At 46.5% G+C, this 23285-nt stretch carries 21 protein-coding genes and 1 other RNA gene; 10 read left to right on the top strand and 12 right to left on the bottom strand.

Features of this window, described 5'->3' with window-relative positions; genetic code table 11:
- Positions 1 to 109: 109 nt before the first annotated feature.
- From truA to def, 3 genes are all read right to left on the bottom strand, one after another.
- Positions 110 to 910: a tRNA pseudouridine(38-40) synthase TruA gene (gene truA / locus BKB51_RS09785; protein WP_085900927.1), complete on the bottom strand. Its 801-nt coding sequence runs from the start codon at positions 908 to 910 to the stop codon at positions 110 to 112.
- The gene (fmt, locus tag BKB51_RS09780; RefSeq protein WP_085900926.1) at positions 910 to 1863 is read right to left on the bottom strand and encodes a methionyl-tRNA formyltransferase; all 954 of its coding nucleotides are present in this window, start codon (positions 1861 to 1863) and stop codon (positions 910 to 912) included. The genes truA and fmt overlap by 1 nt, the downstream gene beginning before the upstream one ends.
- A gap of 75 nt (positions 1864 to 1938) precedes the next feature.
- Positions 1939 to 2457, bottom strand: a complete 519-nt coding sequence (gene def, locus BKB51_RS09775; RefSeq protein WP_085900925.1) for a peptide deformylase — start codon at positions 2455 to 2457, stop codon at positions 1939 to 1941.
- A 206-nt stretch (positions 2458 to 2663) separates the two neighbouring features.
- Here def and BKB51_RS09770 point away from each other — a divergent pair, with 206 nt between their 5' ends.
- Positions 2664 to 4172: a DNA recombination protein RmuC gene (locus BKB51_RS09770; RefSeq protein ID WP_085900924.1), complete on the top strand. Its 1509-nt coding sequence runs from the start codon at positions 2664 to 2666 to the stop codon at positions 4170 to 4172.
- A gap of 28 nt (positions 4173 to 4200) precedes the next feature.
- Here the strand turns inward: BKB51_RS09770 and BKB51_RS09765 are convergent, their stop codons facing one another.
- From BKB51_RS09765 to ffs, 6 genes are all read right to left on the bottom strand, one after another.
- Positions 4201 to 5637, bottom strand: coding sequence for a DUF4139 domain-containing protein (locus tag BKB51_RS09765; RefSeq protein ID WP_085900923.1), 1437 nt, complete (start codon positions 5635 to 5637; stop codon positions 4201 to 4203).
- 114 nt (positions 5638 to 5751) lie between these two features.
- Positions 5752 to 6336 (bottom strand): hypothetical protein, encoded by a 585-nt coding sequence (locus BKB51_RS09760; RefSeq protein WP_085900922.1) that lies wholly within the window; start codon positions 6334 to 6336, stop codon positions 5752 to 5754.
- Between the two features lie 119 nt (positions 6337 to 6455).
- Entirely contained in the window at positions 6456 to 7052 is a 597-nt protein-coding gene (gene recR, locus BKB51_RS09755; RefSeq protein ID WP_085900921.1) for a recombination mediator RecR, read from the bottom strand.
- 10 nt (positions 7053 to 7062) lie between these two features.
- Positions 7063 to 7386: a YbaB/EbfC family nucleoid-associated protein gene (locus BKB51_RS09750; RefSeq protein WP_085900920.1), complete on the bottom strand. Its 324-nt coding sequence runs from the start codon at positions 7384 to 7386 to the stop codon at positions 7063 to 7065.
- Entirely contained in the window at positions 7386 to 9293 is a 1908-nt protein-coding gene (locus BKB51_RS09745) for a DNA polymerase III subunit gamma/tau (protein WP_085900919.1), read from the bottom strand. Before BKB51_RS09745 ends, BKB51_RS09750 begins: the two co-directional genes overlap by 1 nt.
- A gap of 151 nt (positions 9294 to 9444) precedes the next feature.
- Positions 9445 to 9542: signal recognition particle sRNA small type (ffs, locus tag BKB51_RS09740), an RNA gene on the bottom strand.
- A gap of 61 nt (positions 9543 to 9603) precedes the next feature.
- Here ffs and nudC point away from each other — a divergent pair.
- A complete protein-coding gene (gene nudC / locus BKB51_RS09735) occupies positions 9604 to 10575 on the top strand; it encodes an NAD(+) diphosphatase (protein ID WP_085900918.1) in 972 nt (323 codons plus the stop codon).
- 76 nt (positions 10576 to 10651) lie between these two features.
- Here nudC and BKB51_RS09730 read toward each other — a convergent pair whose 3' ends face one another.
- Both BKB51_RS09730 and BKB51_RS09725 read right to left on the bottom strand, forming a co-directional pair.
- Positions 10652 to 11500, bottom strand: coding sequence for a prephenate dehydratase (locus BKB51_RS09730; RefSeq protein ID WP_085900917.1), 849 nt, complete (start codon positions 11498 to 11500; stop codon positions 10652 to 10654).
- A 91-nt stretch (positions 11501 to 11591) separates the two neighbouring features.
- Complete coding sequence (locus tag BKB51_RS09725) at positions 11592 to 12350, bottom strand: 3-deoxy-manno-octulosonate cytidylyltransferase (RefSeq protein ID WP_085900916.1); 759 nt, start codon at positions 12348 to 12350, stop codon at positions 11592 to 11594.
- A 248-nt stretch (positions 12351 to 12598) separates the two neighbouring features.
- Between BKB51_RS09725 and BKB51_RS09720 the strand changes: the two genes are divergently transcribed.
- The 8 genes from BKB51_RS09720 (at position 12599) to BKB51_RS09685 (ending at position 22838) form a co-directional block, all read left to right on the top strand.
- Complete coding sequence (locus BKB51_RS09720) at positions 12599 to 13141, top strand: c-type cytochrome (protein ID WP_085901458.1); 543 nt, start codon at positions 12599 to 12601, stop codon at positions 13139 to 13141.
- A 119-nt stretch (positions 13142 to 13260) separates the two neighbouring features.
- Positions 13261 to 14058: a histidinol-phosphatase gene (gene hisN / locus BKB51_RS09715; RefSeq protein WP_085900915.1), complete on the top strand. Its 798-nt coding sequence runs from the start codon at positions 13261 to 13263 to the stop codon at positions 14056 to 14058.
- Positions 14059 to 14181: 123 nt separating this feature from the next.
- Positions 14182 to 15594, top strand: coding sequence for a sodium/proline symporter (locus BKB51_RS09710; RefSeq protein WP_085900914.1), 1413 nt, complete (start codon positions 14182 to 14184; stop codon positions 15592 to 15594).
- 221 nt (positions 15595 to 15815) lie between these two features.
- On the top strand, positions 15816 to 17924 hold the full coding sequence (locus BKB51_RS09705; RefSeq protein WP_085900913.1) for an extracellular solute-binding protein: 2109 nt from the start codon (positions 15816 to 15818) through the stop codon (positions 17922 to 17924).
- Positions 17924 to 19021, top strand: a complete 1098-nt coding sequence (locus BKB51_RS09700) for a microcin C ABC transporter permease YejB (protein ID WP_085900912.1) — start codon at positions 17924 to 17926, stop codon at positions 19019 to 19021. Before BKB51_RS09705 ends, BKB51_RS09700 begins: the two co-directional genes overlap by 1 nt.
- Positions 19022 to 19024: 3 nt before the next feature.
- Positions 19025 to 20092, top strand: a complete 1068-nt coding sequence (locus tag BKB51_RS09695) for an ABC transporter permease (RefSeq protein WP_085900911.1) — start codon at positions 19025 to 19027, stop codon at positions 20090 to 20092.
- Positions 20089 to 21750 carry an ABC transporter ATP-binding protein gene (locus BKB51_RS09690; protein ID WP_085900910.1) on the top strand — a complete coding sequence of 554 codons (1662 nt, stop codon included), beginning with the start codon at positions 20089 to 20091 and terminating at the stop codon, positions 21748 to 21750. The genes BKB51_RS09695 and BKB51_RS09690 overlap by 4 nt, the downstream gene beginning before the upstream one ends.
- Before the next feature lie 158 nt (positions 21751 to 21908).
- Complete coding sequence (locus tag BKB51_RS09685; RefSeq protein ID WP_085900909.1) at positions 21909 to 22838, top strand: 2-hydroxyacid dehydrogenase; 930 nt, start codon at positions 21909 to 21911, stop codon at positions 22836 to 22838.
- Positions 22839 to 22940: 102 nt separating this feature from the next.
- On the opposite strand, the gene BKB51_RS09680 is transcribed toward BKB51_RS09685, so the two are convergent.
- Positions 22941 to 23279 (bottom strand): MarR family winged helix-turn-helix transcriptional regulator, encoded by a 339-nt coding sequence (locus BKB51_RS09680; protein WP_085901457.1) that lies wholly within the window; start codon positions 23277 to 23279, stop codon positions 22941 to 22943.
- Positions 23280 to 23285 lie beyond the last annotated feature (6 nt).

The raw sequence follows: 23285 nt of genomic DNA, 5'->3' as shown, positions 1-23285 counted from the left end.
ATCGAGAAAGATGAAACCGGATAGAAAATAAGCTTTGGCGTGGTTGAAAGAAACAACAGGTAAAATTTCAAAAAGAGTATATGTATGAACTTAGTTTGTCGGAGTTGAATCACTGCACCGTAGAATTTTTCCCAACAGTCGGATCATGAGCAACATCATCTTCAGATAGAGGATCAAAACCAACCGATACAAAATACAGCCCCCAAGCCGGAGCCATCTCCCCAGCCTGACCGCGATCTTTTGCTTCCAAGACCCGTTTAAGATCTTCTTTTGTCCACTTTCCTATCCCGACCTTCTTTAAAGACCCCGTGATGTTTCGCACTTGGTGATAGAGGAATGAACGAGCAGATAGTTCGATACGAATTTCTTCGCCATGCCGGGTGACTGAAATCTGGTTAATGGATTTAACCGGAGACTTCGCCTGACAATCCTTGGCGCGAAAAGACGTAAAATCGTGAACCCCAACCAGAACCTGTGCCGCCTCATGCATCGCGTTCACGTCCAATTTCTGGGGAACAAACCACGCTTTATTATGATCAAGAACAAGGTGTGCCCGACGGTTAATGATACGATAGAGGTAACTTCGTTCCGTTGCGGAAAACCTTGCATGAAAATCACCATCGACAATTTCCACATTCAGCACGGCTACCTTAGCCGGGCGGATATGAAAATTAATGGCTTCTCTGACTTTGTGAGCAGGAAAATTCTTTTCCAGGTCCATAGATGCAACTTGCCCAAGGGCATGCACCCCACTATCCGTCCGTCCCGAGGCAAAAACTTGTATTCGCTCACCACTGAACTTGAAAATAGCTTCTTCCAAAACTTCCTGAACAGAGATTTGTTCCTTTTGGCGCTGCCAGCCAAAAAAATCTGTTCCGTCATATTCAATAGTCAGTTTATAACGAGGCATTATCTGCCTTTACCCTCATTCGCCTGCGTCAAATCTGTTCCCCTTTTGAGAGGAAACCCGTTCAGGAATGCTTTGCGATCCATCACGCCTTTGCCGGGACGCTGCAATCGCTCAATTCGAAGTGCGTTCTCTCCACAAGCAACCAATAGATCATCATCGAGTAAGGTTCCCGGCACCGCGGTTTGAGCCTTCTCAACAAAAGAAACTTGCTGAACCTTAAAACGATCCCCTTGATAGGTGAAATGCACTCCCGGCCAAGGGGTCAAGGCACGTACTTTCCGTTCAAGGCTTTGGGCTGGTTGCGTCCAGTCCAATTCGCTTTCATCACGGGATAATTTTTTGGCGTAGGTCACACCTTCTTCGGGTTGTGCTGTTGGCAGCAAAGCACCGTTCTCAAGACCATCAAGAGCTTCAACAATCAACTTTCCACCAAGCACCGAAAGTGCATCATGCAACGTAGATGCCGTTGTTGTTGCTGTAATATCGATGCGACCTTCGAGAATGACATCACCCGCGTCAAGCTCTTCAACCATCTGCATAATGCAAACACCACTTTCAGCATCACCCGCTTCAATCGCCCGCTGGATAGGTGCCGCCCCGCGCCAACGGGGCAACAGTGAAGCATGCACATTTACGCATCCCATTTTCGGTGCATATAAGGCTTCTGTCGGCAAGATAAGGCCATAGGCAACCACCACAGCCACATCAGCATTGTGTTCTCTGAAAGCATCTTGAACATCAGAACTCCGGAATGTCTTGGGTGTAAAGGCAGGCCAGCCCTGATCGGCGGCATAGGCGTGAACAGGGGACAGCTTTTCTTTCTGCCCTCGTCCAGCTGGGCGCGGTGGCTGGCTATAGACAGCGACAATCTCGTGCCCTTTTTCCGCCAGGGACTGCAAACAAGGAACGGAAAAATCCGGGGTTCCCATAAAAACGATACGTAACGGTTTCATCCCATGTTCCTTGTTTCGTTCTTTATCATGTTGTTTGCTTAAATCCGCGCTACGAGCCGCAGGCAAACCAAGCGATTATCCCGCTTCCTTTGCCGCGACGACTTTCTTCAGCTTCTTCATAATCATGCCGCGCTTTAGCTTTGAGATATGATCGACAAAAAGTACACCATCAAGATGATCAATTTCATGCTGGATACAGGTTGCCAACAATCCATCAGCTTCAAGCTCGACCTTCTTCCCTGTCTCATCAAGATAAGTCATCTTGATCGCAGCCGGACGCTCCACATCTGCATACTGTTCAGGTAAAGAAAGACAACCTTCCTGATAAACCGAATACTCGTCTGATTCCCAAGTGATTTCAGGGTTTACCATACAATAAGGCTGATTTTCTTCTTTATCATCGCTGACATCGACAACAATAACCCGCTTGGTCACACCAACCTGACAGGCAGCGAGGCCGATCCCCGGTGCTTTATACATTGTCTCAAGCATATTGGTCAGCAGCTCACTAATTTCATCGTTCACTTCTTTGACTGGTTCACAAACGACCTTAAGAACCGGATCCGGGGCAATGACGATATCAAGAATAGCCATGATTACTCGCTATTTTCACATATTGAAGTTGATATGCTGATGCCCCTAAATTGAGAAGCTTCAGCCCTTTTCTCTTAGGTATTGCCTCATAGCCGTCAGGTCAAGCAAAGCCTTGATCAAAAGCCCTTACTGACGAAGCCCACAAGCCCATGCTAGACTTACCTTCGAATCGCGAAATGCTCTTTTTACACTCAACTGGATAACCTATGGATCTCACTGTTCTCCTGACTGGCGGCACCGCTGGTTTCGGTATCGCTCTTATCATCGGCCTTCTTTTTAATCTCAAAACAAGGGGGCAGGTTTCCGAATTAGGCGCCCTAAACCAAAGCCTTGCAGACAGGAAACAAGAGCTATCTCAGGAGCTTGAAAAGCAGCAGGTAGAGTACATAAAACTACGCACTGAGCGAGAAGAACTGCATGAAGCCTACAGCGATGCCACAACTCGCGCAGCCACTGAAGAACAAAAAGCATCACGTATTCCGGAATTGACCAACCAAATAAAAACACTTGAACAGGACAATCTGAGTTTACGAAACCTCATGGCACGCTTAGAAGCCGAAAAAGCTGAAATGCGAACAACACTCGCCAAAGAACGTGAAGCGCAAACGGAGAAGTTACAAATTCTGGACGAAGCTCGGATAAAGCTTACCGAACAGTTTGAGAACCTCGCGAACCGTATTCTAGATGAAAAATCACAGAAGTTTACCGAGCAAAACAAAAAAGGTCTGGAAACACTTTTGAATCCTTTGAAAGAAAACATTCAGGGTTTCCAAAAACGTGTTGAAGAAACCTATGACAAGGAATCAAAAGAACGCTTCTCTCTTCATAAAGAAGTACAAAGGTTGGCGGATCTCAACAAACAGGTCAGCGAAGATACCAATAACCTGACAAAAGCACTCAAAGGACAAAGTCAAACCCAGGGAGCCTGGGGGGAAATGATCCTGGAAATGGTTCTTGAGAAATCCGGCTTGAGTAAAGGGCGGGAATACGACGTTCAACAATCAATGAATACGGAAGAAGGAAAACGCTACCGCCCTGACGTCATTGTTCATCTGCCCAATGGCAAAGACATTGTGATTGATTCAAAAGTATCCCTAACGGCTTATGAACGTTTTCATTCTTTTGAAGAAGAAGATCAAAAAAGCATCGCTCTTTCCGAACATGTCACATCGATCCAAAATCACGTAAAAGACCTGTCACAAAAATCCTACCACGATCTGGAAACTATACGTTCGCTTGATTACGTTCTGCTCTTCATGCCCATTGAAGGCGCCTTCAGTGCAGCTGTCCAGCATCAGCCCGATCTCGTAGGGCAAGCCTTGGAAAAGAATGTTGTCATTGTAACCCCCTCAACGCTCTTGCTCGCCTTGAGAACAGTCGAAAATATCTGGCGTTATGAAGACCAAAATCAAAATGCCCAGAAAATTGCCGAAAGAGCAGGAAAACTCTATGACAAGTTTGTGGGCTTTGCAGAAGATTTGAACAAGGTTGGAGACTTCCTGACCAAAGCACAGCATAGCCACGATGAAGCCTTCAAAAAGCTGTCCAATGGTAGGGGCAACATCGTCAAGCAGGTCGATCAACTTCAAAAAATGGGCGCAAAAACCAATAAAACTCTGCCAGGTAGCCTGACAGAGTTTCTGGAAAGCGAAGATACAGAAGACGTTCAGCAAGAAGAACCAACACTTCTTGCTGATGATCTTTCTGATCGATAGATCTATAACCTAAAATCTTAAATAAAGCTTACTCGTTAGAAACTCTTAGTTTGTAGTCAAAAGAAACTTTACCTTCAGCCGGGATATCAAGCGTCCAGATAACCTTGTTCGCTGACTTTTTCTCGTGTTTGACGCTTTCGTTCAAAATCTTCCAGTTTCGTGGCATGTTTCCTACAACGTCAACGGACACTGCTTTGTCACCGCTATTTCTCAGAGTAATTTCCTGCGTCAACTGGTAGCTATTACGAGAGAGATTTTCATAGGAGAGTTGCTTGCCGCTTCCAGTCACTTGATTGGCAGAGCCGATGACCAGTTCAACTTCTTCGCCCTTGGGAACTGCCCGCATATGTTCTTCGCCCATAAAAATGGATAAATTTGCATCTTTAACCTGTTGATAAACACGGATTGTGCCTCCGGGAAGAGGTTGTCCAAGTCCTTTGTCTTCCGTGTTTTCTGTTTTTAAAACGATGTCTGCTTGCTGACGACCAGTTTCATCAGCACCTGGATAGGGCTGGATCAATTGTTGAAAACGATATCGTTTTTCAATTTCAACAGCATCATTTTCAAGTAACGTCACCTGTTTCGTTTCGATGCCACCAATATCAATCTTACCCGGCAGTCGATAGACATCCCGATCAGCTACGGATTGACGCTGAGGCATTGCTGTTTTTGCCTCTGAGTACATCATATCGCTCTCCGCCCCCATCATGGCCATCCTCGGCGCAGGTGCAGATTGAACACGTTTTACATTACCTGCTACCAGCCGGACATCAGCATCTACGAACTCAACACCAGTTTGATTTGTTAAAGTCGCCATTGCCTTCAATGATAATTTTTCACCACTGGGGTCCAGATCAGCAACATAGGTTACCCGCCAATCCAAACCACCGGTCAAATAAGTCAATTTGAGATCTTTGTTGCCAGCTTCTGCACTCTCGACGACAGCAAGAAGAGTTGGTCCTGACCTTAAACCTTCTGGAATTGAATCATATACAAGGCGTCCAGAAACACCGGTTTCAATTTTATCTTCAACTCTGAGAACGACGCCCTCACGAACAGCCAAAACATCGGCTTTTAATTCACGTTCCTCACCTGTTTCCGGATTGGTACGAATCAAGGTGACGGTTTTACCTAAAGAAGCTTCCAAGAGCCGCTGCGGAGAGAGGATTTGTTGATCGAGACGCTGTTCTCGAACACGAAGCCCCTCTCCCGCGATAAAAAGACTATCAAGTAAAAGGTGAGGACTAACATCTTCCAGCGCCAAAGTACTGCCGCCTGCTGACAGCTTACTGCGACGCGTCTGACTCACTTGCCCAAGGTTATTACTGTAGAAAACCAACTCCGTAGATTGATTAGTATCTGCACCGATTGGAGTCTCTTGAGCACTGGCAAGAGTGCTCAAAGAGAAAACACCCAATAAAGCACCTGCAAAACAGGTAGCAGAAAATAATCTTGAGGGGGTCATTATGTTAGCTCCTCAGCTTTGAAGTTATTTCGATTGATTGCCAAGATGCTGTTTGATTACGACAAAAGCATGTCAACAATAAGATACAAAACATCGCCTTTAATCCGAAGAAAATTAATTTAAAGTTTTGATATGACCTTTTTTGTAACTCAGAGTATTCGCAAAATTTGCGACATCAGAAACAGTAAAACGCCCATCGCCACAGTCAAACCCCATAAAGAAACCTGTAGGGTGAGGAGTGTGATTATAGCCCGCTGGTGTCGGTGATTTTATTGTCTGCATAAAAGTAATACACTCTGCGTTTTTATCATTTTCTAATTCAGCATAGTAAAACCTGCCATACTGATTAGTCAGGATTTTTACTTCGGAGGGATTGAGTTTTGGGGCGCTTTTCTCAAAATCATTCCAATCTGACATCAGTTTACCAAACTCTTTTTGATCTATCTTAATTCTATAATGGCGAGCATGCCCCGCTTTTGTAACCAACATACTACCATCATCCCAAATCCATTCTTCCTGATAGGTACCACTATGGGTCACTTTTCGAGCATAAAGAGAAGCATTTTTGGTTTGATTCCAGCTAAGCACAGCTTCATTTTTCGGAATTCCCTCCCAATCTGTCCAGCCACCAGTTGTTGTTTGACAAGCACTTAAGATCAACAACGAAGCTGCTGATACAGATAACGCAAACTTAGACATATTTCCCCACAAATATAATGCAATAGATAAGCTTCGGCATCTATTACGTATTGAGAATTATATCTACTTGCAATTACTAATTGAAGAATAACTCAGCAGCACATATCTTGATCAATAACTTAGCCGGTTGATCGCCGTGCTTTTAATGCTGCAGTGAGAGTTCCGTCATCAAGATAATCCAGACTTCCCCCTACGGGAACACCATGGGCAAGTTTGGAAACATCAACTTCGTATCCGGCCAGACATTCTGTGAGATAATGCCCTGTTGTTTGCCCATCTACTGTCGCACTCAGGGCAAGAATGATTTCCTGCACATGTATTTCGCCAGCACGATCCAACAACTGGTTAACATTAAGTTGCGCTGGGCCACGCCCATCAAGCGCGGACAGTGTTCCCCCCAAGACATGGTACATCCCCTTAAAAGCACCACTTCGCTCCAAAGCCCAGAGGTCACCAACTTCTTCAACGACACAGATCTTACTGTGGTCTCTTTTGGGGCTTTGACAAATGGCGCAGGGGTTTTCAGTATCGAGATTTCCGCATGTCTGACAGTTTGTAATGCTTGAAGCCGCATCAGTCATTGCCTTGGCCAAAGGCAACATCAGACTTTCGCGCTTCTTCATTAAAAAAAGCACTGCCCTTCGCGCTGACCTAGGTCCAAGTCCGGGTAAGCGCGAAAGAAGTTGTGTCAGGCGATCAATCTCGGTTTTAGCCATGCATGCAGACCTAGAAAGGTAGTTTCATGCCTGCAGGAAGATTAAGACCGCCGGTCACGTCTTGCATTTTTTCCTGTGTGGTCACTTCAACTTTTGAACTTGCGTCATTCACTGCTGCCAGGATCAAGTCTTCGAGAACTTCAACATCATCAGCATTAACAAGCGATGGATCGATTTTGATAGAACGCAGGTTATATTTGCCGCTCATAACCACTTTGACCATACCTGCGCCAGCAGCACCTTCGATTTCCAAGTCAGCCAACGCTTCTTGCATTTCTGCCATTTTGCTCTGCATTTGCTGAGCTTGCTTCATTAAGCCGGCCAAATTTTTCATCAGATTTCATCTCCATTATTAAGACGCTGTAGCAACTCCGCATCATCAAGATCCGGATCTTCCATATCTGGGTCCATGATCTGATCAATCAAGGACTTTTCATCCACGCCTTCTACTACATAGTTGTCAGGCATCAAGCCTTTTCGGCTGATTAATTTTGTACCTGGGAATAATTTGAGAACAGATAAAACAAGCGGATCTTGCATCGCCTTATCGTCAAGCGCCTGATTGATCTGCTTTTCCTGCGCTCGAATGGTATCAACACCCTCTTTCGCAGTCTCAGTAACTTTCCACTTATCGCCCGTCCACTCACTCAGATGACGTTGAATTTTTGCGGATAAATCACGAGGCGCATTCTCAGCAGGTTTATATTCTATTTCGCCGGGGTTAAAGCGAATTAGATGAACATCATTCCCAAGATAGGCAGATAGAATTCTCTCGCCCCTATCCCGTGCAAGATTAATGACATCCCGGAAGGTTTGCGGCGAGGCATAAACCTCTTCTTCAAATTCCACATTCGAAGAAGTATTATCCACCACTAGTTCTGGTTTTGTTACAGTTCCAGATGAAACAGCAACACCGGGATCTACCGCGACAGCCTGACCACCACTTACCATTCCACGGGCCGATATTTGTGAGCCCGTTGTTATTCTTGTGCCTTCACCGCCAACTCTGTTTTGGACGCCGCCAGCAGGGGCGTTACCCGCTGGAGCGTCCTGGAGCTTTTTTATGAGGTCCCCCGGCGTAGGAAGATTACTCGCATAAGCCAGACGGATAATGACCATCTCAGTTGCCTGCAAAGGATGGGGCGCAATTTGAATTTCACCCAATCCCTTCAACAGCATTTGCCAGGTTCGCGCCAAAAGCGGCATCGAGAGTTTTGCACACATCTCGCCACCTCGAACGCGCTCGGCCTCGGGTATACCCGGTGCCTCCAGAGTTTGGGGAACCAGTTTGGCACGCGTCAAAAGATGGCTCAGTTCCAAAAGATCTTTCATGACAACAAGAGGTTCAGCCCCCCCGTTGTAGAGATCAGACAAAATATTCAGGGATTCCGGGCAGTCGCCCTGCATCAAAGCATCATAAAGATCGAAAATACGGGTTCGATCCGCCATACCAAGCATATGGCGAATAGGTTCGCTTTCTATTTTTTCACCGCCACCCAAGGCAATAGCTTGATCCAAAAGAGACAAGCCATCACGCGCAGAACCATCAGCCGCACGAGCAAGAAGGCCAATGGCTTCTTCCTCAAATCCGATTTTCTCTTTCCCAAGGATCATTATGAAAAGCTTGATGAGCTCCTCATGTTCCAAACGTCTGAGATCAAAGCGCTGACAGCGTGAGAGAACCGTTACAGGTACTTTACGAATTTCTGTCGTCGCAAAAATAAAAACAACGTGCTCTGGTGGTTCTTCCAGTGTTTTCAACAGCGCGTTAAAGGCACTGTTAGAAAGCATGTGAACCTCATCGATGATGTATACTTTCTTGCGGGCAGAAACCGGGCGATAGCGAACAGATTCAATCAACTCACGGATGTCACCCACGCCTGTACGGCTCGCCGCATCCATTTCCATCACATCGACATGGCGATCTTGGGCAATAGATGTACAGCTCTCGCACACACCGCAAGGATCAGCCGTCGGGCCACCTTGTCCATCAGCACCTATACAGTTGAGCGCTTTGGCGATGATACGGGCTGATGTCGTCTTCCCAACACCACGAACACCGGTCAAAATGAACGCATGGGCCAGACGATCTGTAACAATCGCATTTGTTATTGTTTGAACAAGGGCATCCTGTCCGTAGAGGTCACTGAAAGAGGCAGGTCGATACTTTCGCGCCAAGACCTGATAAGCCGCGTTGGATTCGTTTTCCGAGTCCCCTGATTCTGTAGAAATATCGCTCATACCACTGCTAGATTTATCTCGATTAGCCCCACTTTACCCCATTGAAGCATCAAGGCAATCATCCACAGCAAAGTTCTTGAAAAAGAGGAAACTGGACATAAAAAAACGAGCCAAAAGCTCGTTAATACAGCTACTTATCATAAGCATAGAAGGTGAGAGGCTGAACCACGACCCGCGGCTAACTCGTTACGGCTGCTTCCTTCCGGACCTGACCGGGTTGGCGAGCGCTACGCCCATAGCCAACCTCTCGCCCCCTATATCGGACTTCTCCGCCGCGAACGCAAGCCCTTTTGCAGGAAATTAATTTTAGATGGTTCTAAATGTTTACAGATCGGCGTCTCTGGTACACCCTCTGATCATGACCACAAAATTACATATCTATTCTTCGTCCGAGCTTGACCGTGCTGCTCATCTGCGCGTTCATCCCGACACTCTACAAAGCTATCGAAGCTCTCCTGACAGTCTCGTGGCCATTGTCTGGCGTCATATGGGGCTATTTACTTCCAGCGATAGTATCGAGCCCTATTTTATTCCCGCCAGTCATGCCGGGGAAATTTTTGATCAGGCGGAAGAGATCGTTTTTCTGGGTCTTCGTGACAACAGGCCTGTTCTGGCTGCCATGTTGCCCCACGGTGAATCACCCCCGAAGCTTTCGCCTCTGGAATTTTCGCAAGGCACTTTTCTTGATTTACGGGACCATTGGTCACTTCTAAACAAAGAAGACGCCGCAATCATGGCCTATGCACGTGGCCTTAACCATTGGCACAAACATCATCGTTTTTGCGGCCATTGCGGCAACCCAACCCGATCGACAGAAGGGGGACACGTTCTGGAATGCACGGGCAGCAACTGTGGCAAGCTCCACTATCCGCGCACCGACCCTGCCGTTATTATGCGTGTCACCGACGGCGACTGGTGCCTGCTTGCCCGCAATGCTGGGTGGCGTCCGGGAGGGCACTCTGTTTTAGCTGGCTTCCTTGAGATTGGCGAAAGCCTCGAACAGACCGTTATTCGGGAAGTAAAAGAAGAAGTTGGCATCCCAGTCAGGAATGTTCAATACCATTCGTCCCAACCTTGGCCTTTCCCCGCTTCTTTAATGGTAGGCTTTACTGCAGAAGGATCGCGGCACGATCCCCTGGTTCTGGATTCAAATGAAATTGAAGCAGCCAGATGGTTTCACCGCGACGAACTACTTGCTTCTCCCGAAGACGAAACCTTCAACCTTCCACGTAAGGACTCTATTTCCCGCGTTCTTGTTGATGACTGGTTGAAAGAGAAATAACTTCAACTCAAATTAAAAAACTGGGCTTTAAAACCCAGTTTTTCTTTTGTCTTCAATCTCAGTGAAGCTTTAAATATCAAGATGGTGTCCTGAAAGAATTGGCAGGGTAAACCCCCAGTATTTTAACTTCTTTCGAGAAAAAGCTCAGTTCTTCCAGCGCCAATCGTACCAGACGTTCTGATGGGTGCCCCTCCACATCCGCATAAAACTGCGCCACAGAAAAGCTTCCATCCGTAATATAGCTTTCAAGCTTGGTAATATTGACACCATTCGTTGCAAAGCCACCCAAAGCTTTGTAAAGCGCCGCAGGAACTGATCGTACTTTAAAAACGAAGGTCGTCACAACCATACCGCCCTTAGGATCGGGATCAATCGGGTCCCGCGCCATAATCAAAAAGCGGGTGGTGTTATCTGCGTTATCGTTTACATCCGTGCCCAATGTTTCGAGGCCGTATATTTCGCCAGCCATAGAGGTTGCGATAGCACCAACATCCTTGTTGTTCCACAACGAAACCTGCTCGGCAGCCCCTGCTGTATCAGCGGCAACAATCGGCTCTATATCGTGTTCTCGCAGGAACTCACGACACTGCGCCAAAGCCTGAACATGAGAGTGAACCTGACGTAAGCCTTCCAGGGTCGCGCCTTTAGGGGCAAGCAATTGATGTTCAATTTTCTGATAGTGTTCACCGATAATGTGTAATCCCGATTCTGGCATCAAATGGTGATTATCGGCCACGCGTCCCGCACTGGAATTTTCAATCGGAATCATTGCAAGGCGGGCTTTCCCATTCCGAACTGCTGCAAAGGTGTCCTCAAACGAGTAGCACGGCAGTGTTTCCATATCTGGAAATACCGCACGACAGGCTATGTCAGAGTTTGCACCTTTAACGCCTTGAAAGGCGATCAGATTATCAGCATCGGTCATTGGTTTAGGCCTTAATAATATTGTTAATCGTTTTTGGCTTCTCAGCTCAATCAGGTCGTTGGTTATACCACCACCTGGATCTTCAAAGCTCTCAAGATCCTGCGAGAATCTGCCTCGCCTTCTCAAGATCCGCAGGAGTATCAACCCCGAGAGGAACAGTGTCAACGAGAGCAACATCAATACGCATACCGGATTCCAGTGCTCGAAGCTGTTCTAATCTTTCACGTTTTTCCAAAGGCGATGCAGGCAGGGTAACAAACTTTTCCAAAGCTTCCCGGCGATAGGCATACATACCAATATGATGATAGAGAGGTTGATCATCATTCCCCTCATCCCAAGGCGACTTGCTTCTTGTAAAATAAAGGGCGCGCGAGACCGTTTGCCCCTCTTCAAAGCCAGCGACAGCCTTTACAACGTTTGGGTTATCTCGCTCAGCCAATTCAGAAATTTCAACTGCCAAGGTGCCGATATCGACGCCCTTCGTTGCCAAAAGCTCAAACGTTTGCCTGATCAACCTCGGCTCAACAGTGGGTAAATCCCCCTGCACATTGATGATTGCATCGTATTTTTTTTCCGGGTCAAACTTTTGCAGGGCCTCGTGAATCCGATCTGAGCCAGAAGGATGATCAGGGTCTGTTAAAACAGCATATCCGCCGATTTTTTCAATTGCGTCCGCAATCTCCTGTTCTGCGCAAGCAACCACAACAGGTCCGAGTTCAGCTTCAACCGCGCGGTTATAACACTGGGCAATCATCGGCAAGCCAGCAATATCAGCCAAAGGTTTATTTGGCAGGCGCGAAGAAGCCATACGGGCAGGGATAAGAACAACAGGATTTTGCGGACAGGACATGAAAGGCCTTTAACAATTGAATTTAACGCGTGGATTCATCTCTGCTTTGTTTACGGAGAGAATCCTTTTCTTCGCGCTAACATAGTTAAGAAAAAGCTTCGAAACAAAGTGCTTTGCGCTTTTTTCACTATAACTATTCAAAAAATCTGCTTAAGCTTGGCAAAAATCAATTGAAACTATTGAATGCTTGGCTTCAGAACGCTATTGTCTGCCGGAAATTCAAATATAAGCCCAAAGGGTCAGGAAGAATGTCTTTAGAGAATAATAAGGCTTTTGCCTCAGTACTAACTGCCGGCATCATCTTAATGGCATCTGGTTTTGCAGCAAATATGCTCTACCAACCAAAAGATTTGGAAGAAAATGCCTATAAGGTTGAAGTCGCTGATAGCGGTGCTGAAGTAGCATCTACAGCCCCTGCTGGCCCGGTTATTGAACCTGTAAGCGCCCTTCTTGCTTCTGCTGATGTTGCTGCAGGCGCAAAAGGATTTAAGAAATGTGCTTCCTGCCACACGATTGAAAGTGGGGGAGCAAACAAAGTTGGCCCTGCGCTTTGGGGTATTGTTGGCGCACAACGTGCTGCGGTAGATGGTTATTCTTACTCTGATGCCCTAACTGCAATGAATACTGAAACATGGGACTATGAAGCTCTCAACGAATTCCTGACCAAGCCAAAAGCTTTTGCACCGGGAACAAAGATGGGTTTTGCAGGCCTCAAAAAAGTTGATGCCCGTGCGAACCTGATCGCCTACATGCGTGAGCAAAGTGACAATCCGGCGGCTCTACCTGAGTAAGCTGAGAATTTAAGTCTTCGAAAAGGCGGCCCAACGGGTCGCCTTTTTTATGTCCCGCAACTAAAAGAAAAATTTGATTACGACGAGCTAAATCAGATTTCAAACAGGATCCCCATACAATGAGTTCCGATTTCCTTTGTCCCAATGAATTTATACAGCTTGGCGAAAAGCTTTGCGACGCAGCGCAGGACGTTATCCTCAAACATTTCAGGCAGCCACTTGATATTGAGGGGAAAAGCGATGACTCACCGGTTACGATCGCAGACAGAAATGCAGAAAGCGCCATGCGTGACCTCATCAACACTGCCTATCCAGATCATGGGATTGTTGGCGAGGAACATGGATCGGAAAAACTGGATGCAGAATTTGTCTGGGCACTGGATCCAATAGACGGCACTCGGAGTTTTATTTCCGGGCATGCTATTTTTGGTACCCTTGTTGCTCTTTTGCGTAACAACCAGCCTATCATGGGTATTCTGGCAATGCCTGTTCTGGGGGAACGCTGGGTCGGTGCAACAGGACACAAAACCCTTTTTAAGGATTTCAGGGGTATCACTGAGGCAACCACACGCGATTGTGCCAAACTATCTGACGCCACAATTGCAACCACCTCGCCCCATCTATTCAAAGAAGATGAGTTTCCAAAGTTCGACAGGGTTCGCAAAAATACCAAAATGTCTCTCTTCGGAGGAGATTGTTATAACTATGGCCTCGTTAGTAGTGGTTTGATTGATCTAACGGTTGAGGCTGGTATGGGGGTCTATGATTTTCTGGCGCAAGTCCCTATCCTCACTGGTGCGGGGGGGATCATGACGGATTGGGAAGGCAATGCCCTTGGCATGCATTCTGATGGTAAAGTCATCGCAGCTGGCGATGTTCGTGTGCATCAAGAAGTTTGCAAACTGATCAACGCATAGCAGCAAGATAATCTGGATATGTATTCTCTAGCCTCTGTGTCCTGTGCAAGTTCTTTGCAACAATAACATTTATTGTACATATTTACGCACATTGGATGATTGAGTTTTTACGGGGATCTCTTGATGGACATTATAAGTTTTGTGCTTTGTCTTGGCTTGTTTGCCATTATCGGCATTTGGTCCTCAAGATGGTCCTCTCCAACAAAACAAGATTATCTACTGGCGGAAAGGGATGTTTCTCCCCTTCTAACAGCGCTTTCTGCTGCCGCGACCAAATATAGCGGATATATATTTATTGGGCTGATGGGATATGTTTATACCCACGGTCTTTCTGCGATATGGATTGCCTTTGGTTTCTTTTTTGGCGATCTTCTGGCCTTCTTTTTTGTTCACAAGAAGGTCAGTGAAGCCACAGCCCGAACAGGCGCTTTAAGCTTTGCAGAACTTATCTCCCTTTGGCCTGGGGGAAATTATCGCATCCTTCGCGTTACTGTAGCCCTTATCACGCTCGTCTTCCTTCTGACCTACGCAGCCGCACAATTCAATGCTGGTAGTAAAGCTCTTCATGTCCTCTTTGGATGGGAGTATTATGTCGGATCGATTGTCGGTGCCGGCGTCATACTTACCTATTGCTTTACAGGCGGATTAAGAGCTTCGATTTGGACTGATGCGGGGCAATCCATTCTAATGATGTTTGCAATGGCTTTGCTTTTGGTTTCCGCCATTGTCGCCAATGGAGGTCTCGTTCCTTTTCATGAGGCCCTTAATAATGTGTCGCCTTCTTTCTTGGACTTGGGAAGTGAGCGCTTCGGGTCTTTAGAAGCAATGGCACTTTTTGGTTTTGGATGGCTTTTCAATGGGATTGGCGTTGTGGGGCAACCCCACGTTATGGTGCGATTTATGGCGTTGGATAACCCCGACCACATTCGCAAAACCGGTGTAATTTATTTTACCTGGAGCGGTATCTTCCTATTGGTTTCAATAACAGTAGGTTTAGCTGCGAGGTTATATATACCAGATACAGGCTCTTTGGATGCCGAGCTGGTTTTACCTATGTTAGCTGACGTTCTGTTACCCGGATTTGCCGTAGGGATCATCATTGGTGGCGTCTTCGCAGCTGCAATGTCCACAGCTGATAGTCAAATTTTAAGCTGCTCCGCTGTTTTGAGCGAAGACTTCAAAATTGTTGGTCGTGGTATCGGTGCCCGTCGAATTGCAACAGCCATAGTCGTTATCCTGGCCTTGGTTTTGGGGCTTGTCGCATCTGCTAATGTTTTTACCCTTGTTATTTTTGCCTGGTCTGCTCTTGCCTGCTCTATTGGGCCTGTTGTCATTGTCTTGGCACTTGGCGGACGTCCTTCTCAAGCCACTACATTGGTTATGATGGCCGTAGGGATGGGCGTTGCCCTCCTATGGCGGGAAACCGGGTTGAATGCAACTGTGTATGAAGGCTTTCCTGGCATTATCGCAGCACTGAGTATTTATGTCCTGTCTTTGCCTTTTTCCTCTACTCCAGCAGAACGACCTGAAGCTTAATCATAGAGGTTCTATCAGCCTTTATGGTCACCTCACCCTAAAATTGAATTTAGTTTTGTTAACCATTTTTCATTACTCACCTGCCAATATCCTCGTTCAACTTTGTTTGAGGTACGAAAAATGGTTAACGAAGTCCTTGATCATAAAACCAAAACACCTCAGACTGTCCACCTAGGGGCCTTCGCCCTCTAAACAAATATTCCGGGGGTTATGACAAGACGATGCGCGCACTCTTTCTGGTCAACTTTGTCCTCTGCGTCTTCTTGCCGTTTTCAGCTACCGCACAAACGACAAAATCCCACGGCATCGCGATTCATGGGGAACCAAGTTACCCCGCTGACTTCACCCATTTTAATTATGTAAATCCTGATGCGCCAAAAGGTGGTGAGATTCGTATTGCCAGCGAAGGCACCTTTGACAGCTTTAACCCCTACATTATTAAGGGGGTCCCTGGTCCAGGCTTTACGCCAGAAAGCCTCTTAGTCTCGAGTGCTGATGAAGCAGCCAGCGCATATGGATTAATCGCTGAAAGTCTTGAATGGCCGGAAGACAGATCCTGGGTCATCTTCACCCTGCGCCCAGAAGCAAAATGGCACGACGGCGTTCCCATAACAGTCGACGATGTTATCTTTTCATGGGAAACGATACGCAATGACGCCGGACCTTACGTAAAAAACTATTACGCCATCCTAAAGAATGTCGAAAAGGTCGGAGATAATCAGGTTAAGTTTACTTCGGGTGAACCGGGGAACAGAGAATTCCCCATTCGTGCCGGATCTTTACCAATCCTTGCCAAGCATTATTGGGAAAGCAGAGATTTTTCCAAAAGCACGCTCGAACCACCTCTGGGAAGTGGCCCCTATAAAATAACCGACTTTGAAGCTGGCCGATATGTAGTCCAAGAACGCGTAAAAGATTACTGGGGAAAAGATCTACCTGTAAACAAAGGGCAGGATAATTTCGATAAGATAAAGTCCACCTACTATCATGATGATGATGTCATCAAGCTTGCGATCAAATCAGGGGAAATAGACTATCGGAACGAACGTTCATCTAGCGCCTGGGCACAAGATTATGATGTCCCTGCTATAACGAAGGGCTGGCTTAAAAAAGAATCAATCCCTCATAAACGCCCTCAGGGAATTCAGGGTTTTTTCTACAACACGCGTCGGGACATTTTCAAAGATCCTAAAGTCAGAGAAGCCATCGGATATGTCTATGACTTTGAATGGTCCAATAAGAATTTATCTTTCGGTCTGTTAACACGCACAACAAATTATTTTGGAAACTCAGAATTATCTTCAACAGGAATTCCCAAGGGTCGCGAGTTGGAAATACTCGAACAGTATCGCGGCAAAATACCTGATAGCCTTTTTACCGAAACATTTCATGTCCCCACATCTGATGGAAATGGATGGCCCCGGCATAACTATCGCAAAGCTTTCGAACTTCTCGCCGAAGCAGGTTGGGTCGTAAAGGACCTGAAACTGGTAAATAATAAAACCGGCGAGCAGATGGCCTTTGAAATGCTCGTTTCATCCAAAGGCATGGAAAGAACCATACTTCCCTTCGTAACAAGTTTAAGCAAGCTTGGTATCGATGCCAGAATTCGGCTTGTTGATCGATCCCAATACATAAACCGTATCAGAGATTTTGACTACGATATCGTTATTATTAAACTTTCTGCCAGCATCACCCCCGGCACAGAGCAGCGTGGATTTTGGACAAGCGAAACCGCAGATAAAAAGGGAAGCGGCAATTTTGCAGGCATCAAAGATCCTGTTATCGATGAACTGGTAGAAGCCATCGCGAATGCTGATGATCGTAAGGAATTGGTCGCAACCGTTAGAGCCCTCGACAGGGTTTTACTCTGGGGTTATTACGTTATTCCACAGTTCCATACCGAAGATGATCGTGTGCTTTACTGGGATAAATTTTCACACCCTGAAGTAACGCCCTGGCGTGGAACCAGTACATCTTATTGGTGGTTTGATAGCGATAAAGAAGCTGCATTGATGACCTCAATGGCAAAGAACGAACTTACACAAGAAGCTGACGCGACTAAAACTAATGAACCACCCGTTACCGAAACATCAGAAACTAATGAGCCATTTTTTGATCCGTTAATTGTTGATACCTTTTTGAATAACTTCGAAAAACTGGGCCTGAACCCCAAAACACTGAAAGATCTTTTCACCTTTCAGATCTTCGCCGATCCCAATGCTTTTTTCAAAAAAGATAACTGGCGGCCCTATGCACTCGGCATCAGCCTGTTGATTATTGGTCGCTGGCTTATTCGAAGACGTCGACGTAACAGGGGGCAAATCTAATGCTGGCCTATATTGTTCGCAGACTTTTACTGATGATCCCAACACTTCTGGGAATCATGATTTTGAATTTCGCCATCATTCAGCTTGCTCCAGGTGGACCAGTAGAGCAGGTTCTCGCCAAGCTGTCAGGCCAAGGCGCAGAAATATCAGAACGCATAACTCAAAACAAAGATGATCTGGCCCCGGTCAGTGATACGGAAGCCGCGAACACCAGCAAGTATAAAGGCGCACAAGGGCTGGACCCAGAACTAATCAAAGAACTCGAAGCACAATTTGGCCTGGATAAGCCCTTACATGAACAGTTTATCGTCATGATGGGTAACTATTTAACCTTCGATTTTGGCGAGAGTTTCTTTCGGGATCGGCAAGTTATTGACCTTGTTATCGACAAAATGCCTGTTTCTATTTCTCTGGGACTCTGGACCACATTACTTGTATATCTGATCTCTATTCCTCTTGGCATAAAGAAGGCCATTCGCGATGGATCTTCTTTTGATATCTGGACCAGTGGCATCATTATCGTTGGCTATGCCATTCCCGGATTTATCTTTGCAGTTCTTCTACTCGTTGTGTTTGCCGGGGGCAGTTACCTTACAATCTTCCCTCTTAGTGGATTGACATCAGATAACTGGGATGAGCTTTCGACACCCAATAAGATACTTGACTATCTGCATCACATCATTCTGCCTGTCACAGCTATGGTGATCGGTGGTTTCGCCAGTTTGACAATGCTGACCAAGAATTCGTTTCTGGATCAGATTGGTCAGCAATACGTCACAACGGCACGGGCAAAAGGCCTGACGGAAAGCCGCGTTCTTTACGGTCATGTCTTCCGAAATGCCATGCTCATCGTCATTGCAGCCTTCCCCGCAAGCTTCATTGGTGTTCTCTTTACGGGATCAGTATTAATCGAAGTTATCTTCTCTCTGGATGGTCTAGGTCGCCTAGGCTTTGAAGCGGTTTTCAATCGTGATTATCCTATTATTTTTGGCACACTTTACTTCTTCACCCTTGTTGGGCTGCTTATGAATATCATTGGTGATCTTGCTTACATGCTTGTCGATCCCAGAATTGACTTTGAAAGTAGAGAGGGATGATTGATGCGAGGTGATTCACAAAAATTATTTGGCATAACACTCGCCCCGATGAATCAAAGGCGGTTGCAGAATTTCAAAAAAAATCGCCGTGGATATTGGTCTCTTTGGATTTTTATTGTTCTTTTCGGATTGAGCCTGCTCGCAGAAATCATTGCCAATGATAAACCGATTATCGTTTTCTATGACGACCAAGCATATTTCCCGATTGTGCAAGCTCTACCTGAAACTCATTTTGGTGGAGAATTCAAAACAGAAACGGATTATCACGATCCCTATGTTCAAAACCTGATTTCAGCTAAGGGATGGATGATCTGGCCGCTAATTCAATACAACTACAAAACTGTGGCCTACAAGCTCCCCACGCCCGCGCCTTCTGCCCCTGATTTTGATCATTGGCTCGGGACAGACGATCAGGCTCGGGATGTTGTTGCTCGTCTTCTCTACGGTATGCGTATATCAATTTTATTTGGCCTGTTATTAACAGCAATCAGCGCCGTTATCGGTGTAACAGCTGGCGCTATCCAAGGTTACTTTGGGGGTGTTCTTGATCTCATTGCCCAGCGTTTTATTGAAATTTGGAGCGGTCTTCCAACCCTCTATATTCTCATTATTGTCAGCTCCGTTCTCGTGCCAAGTTTCTGGACGCTTCTGGGTATCTTAATGCTCTTTAGTTGGGTCGGCTTTGTTGGTGTCGTCAGGGCCGAGTTTCTCAAAGTACGAAACTATGACTACATCAGGTCGGCAAAAGCGCTGGGGGTTAGCGATAGAATGATCATGTACCGCCATATTCTCCCCAATGCTATTGTTGCGACACTTACCTTTCTCCCCTTCACGTTAACGGCAGCAATTACGGGGCTAACTTCTCTTGATTTTCTTGGGCTAGGTCTTCCAGCAGGATCAGCATCTCTGGGCGAACTCCTCGCTCAAGGGAAGGCAAACCTTCAAGCACCGTGGTTAGGCTTAACCGCCTTTGTCTCGCTCGCGATAATGCTCAGCCTCTTGGTGTTTATTGGTGAAGCGGTCCGTGATGCCTTTGACCCCAGAAAGCTTTTTAATGGAGATCGCTCATGAGTGTTCTCGTTGATAATTCCACCGAAGAAGAACAAGCTCTCTTGGACATCACCAGCCTTTCGGTACAGTTTCACGGGGAAGAAGAAACTGTCGATGCTGTCGCAGGCATTACTTACAAGTTAATGGAAGGGCAAACGGTTGCTCTTGTGGGAGAGTCCGGATCAGGAAAATCCGTCAGCGCACTGTCCATATTGCAATTACTGCCTTACCCTCAGGCCCAGCATCCACAAGGAAGCTCTATAAAGTACAGGGGCAAGGAAATCATTGGTGCTGATGATGCCACCATGCGGGATATCCGTGGGAACAAGATTTCGATTATCTTTCAGGAACCCATGACATCGTTGAACCCGCTACATACAATCGAGAAGCAAATCAACGAAGTCCTTTTTGTGCATAAGGGCATGAGTAAGATAGAAGCACGGAAACGTACTCTCGAGCTTCTGAAACTGGTCGGCATCAAAAACCCGGCCGGACGTCTCAAATCCTATCCACACGAGCTGTCTGGAGGACAGCGCCAACGTGTCATGATCGCCATGGCACTCGCCAATGAACCGGATCTTTTGATTGCAGATGAACCAACAACGGCGCTGGACGTCACCATTCAGGCGCAAATTCTTGAACTATTGAAAGAGCTCCAAGACAAGCTGGGCATGTCTATTCTGTTGATTACCCATGACCTTGGTATTGTCAGAAAAATGGCTGACCGTGTTTGCGTCATGACAGAGGGGCAAATTGTCGAGCAAGGCCCGACAGAAAAAATCTTCTCGCAGCCAGAACATGCTTATACCCAGGAATTACTCGCGGCAGAACCTCAGGGAAAACCTGTCGAAGCCAATTCTGAAGCTCCAGAAATAATGGCCTGTGAAGATATCAAGGTTCACTTCCCGGTTAAGCGAGGAATATTGCGAAGAACCGTCAGTTACATCAAGGCTGTTGATGGCATATCCCTCACCCTGCAACAGGGGCATACAATTGGCATTGTCGGCGAATCAGGATCTGGAAAGACAACTTTAGGCCTTGCCCTCTTGCGTTTGATATCAAGTAAAGGCGCAATCCGTTTTGACGGAAAGTCCATTGCCAAGACCAAGGGATCACAACTCAGATCACTTCGGCAGGAAATGCAAATTGTTTTCCAGGACCCTTACGGATCACTCAGTCCTCGTCTCTCTATAGGACAAATTATAGAAGAAGGGCTGAAGGTTCACCGACTGGGCGGCAACGCCAAAGAAAGAGAAGCGTTGATTGTAGAGGCCTTAAACGAAGTTGGTCTTAATCCGGAAAATCGCCACCGTTATCCTCATGAGTTTTCAGGGGGGCAACGCCAAAGAATTGCGATCGCTCGTGCCATGGTCCTGAAACCTCGTTTTCTAGTGCTGGACGAACCCACTTCGGCGCTTGATATGTCTGTTCAGGCACAGATCGTCGACCTACTGCGCAGCCTACAAGTCAAACATAACCTCACCTATCTTTTCATAAGCCACGATTTAAAGGTGGTCCGCACACTGGCAGATAATGTCATCGTCATGAAAGATGGCAAAGCAGTCGAGACCGGTACGGCAAAGGAAATTTTTGAAGCTCCACAAACCGCCTATACTCAGGCCTTGATCAAAGCCGCTTTTGATCTGGAGGTTGTCAATCAAGAAGCGATAAGTGCTTAGAAAACACTCTACGTCACGATAAAGTTTCACAGGACTCCAGAGAGATATTTTCTGGAGATAACCCCCTGCGAAATAAAAAACTTTTGTTGCCGGATTGCCATCCCTTTCCCCCATCCCCTACACTGTCTATTCAACAGACTGATTATTAGAGGCTTTTAATGGCACTGCTTTTTATTTCCGAGACAGACAGGCTGGACTTATGGCGTAAGTATCTACTCGCTGAAATTCCAGATCTTGATATGCGTCTGTTGTCAGAAATTGGAAATAAAGAAGATATTGAATACGCCCTTGTCTGGCGCCCCCCCGCAGGGCTGCTCAAAACTCTTCCCAATCTGAAAGTTATTTTCTCGCTGGGGGCCGGCATTGATCATCTCGCCTCGGATCCGGATTTACCGGTAAACGTCCCCGTTGTGCGGATGGTTGATTCGTCTTTGACGTCGGGCATGACAGAGTACGTCGTCATGACTGTTCTCAATCACCACAAAAGCATGCGGCTGTATCGTGAACAGCAAAACCGTAAAGAGTGGACGTTACATGAACCACCTGTAACCTGGGATAGACGGGTTGGCATTATGGGCATGGGCGTCTTGGGATCAGATGTAGCAGGAAAGCTCAGTTATCTCGGCTTTGACGTCGCAGGATGGAGCAGGACACACCGTGAACGGCCGGGGATAAAAACCTATGCTGGGGCAGAACAACTTGAAGACTTCCTAAAAACAACCGAAATATTGGTTTGCTTGTTGCCTCTTACGGACGAAACAGAAGATATCCTCAATAAAGATCTTTTTGCCATGCTCCCCAAAGAAGCGAGCGTTATAAACGCAGCAAGAGGCGGTCATCTAGTGGAAGAAGACTTGATAGAAGCACTGGATTCAGACCATCTGTCAGAAGCAACTCTCGATGTGTTCAAATCAGAACCACTGGATAAAAATCACCCCTTTTGGGAACACCCTAAAATCACCATCACACCCCATGCCGCCAGCACGACACATCCAAGCTCTAGCGCACGAAATGTCGCTGACGGTATCCGGCGCTTTGAAAGCGGGGAAGATTTATTGAACGTTGTGGATATGAAACGAGGATATTAAATCTAGTTATGCCCGATCTTCGAGTACATCGTTTTGAGTCACCGGAAAATCTCTGTTTAAATGTTCTAAGTCCAGACTTCCCAAACTCAAACTTCGTAAGACTTAAACTTCTTCTGCGTAATCTTCGACCATATCGCCAAACTCGCGTAGATAAACAGATCCTTTGATCGTCCGCTGAACAAGAATTGACCGCCGATCATTCTCATCTGTTTTACGGCGAACAAAATCATATTTCCCCAAACGATCCAAAGCGCGCGTTACGGCCGGTTTTGACATATTGAGCTCTTCGGCCAAGCCGCGGACTGTATGCGCCTGATCTTTGAGATAGACATGGAGCAATAAAGTAAATTGGCGAGACGTCAGGTCCGGTAGCCCCTTTTGCAGAGCTGTGACCATTACGCCTCGCCATAATTCTAAAGCCTGTTTCGCTGGTATGTCCACGATCGT

Origin of the sequence: Kiloniella majae (genome assembly GCF_002118315.1) — a bacterium.
Classification (GTDB): Bacteria; Pseudomonadota; Alphaproteobacteria; order Kiloniellales; family Kiloniellaceae; genus Kiloniella; species Kiloniella majae.
This window is presented reverse-complemented; position numbering and strand designations above follow the sequence as displayed.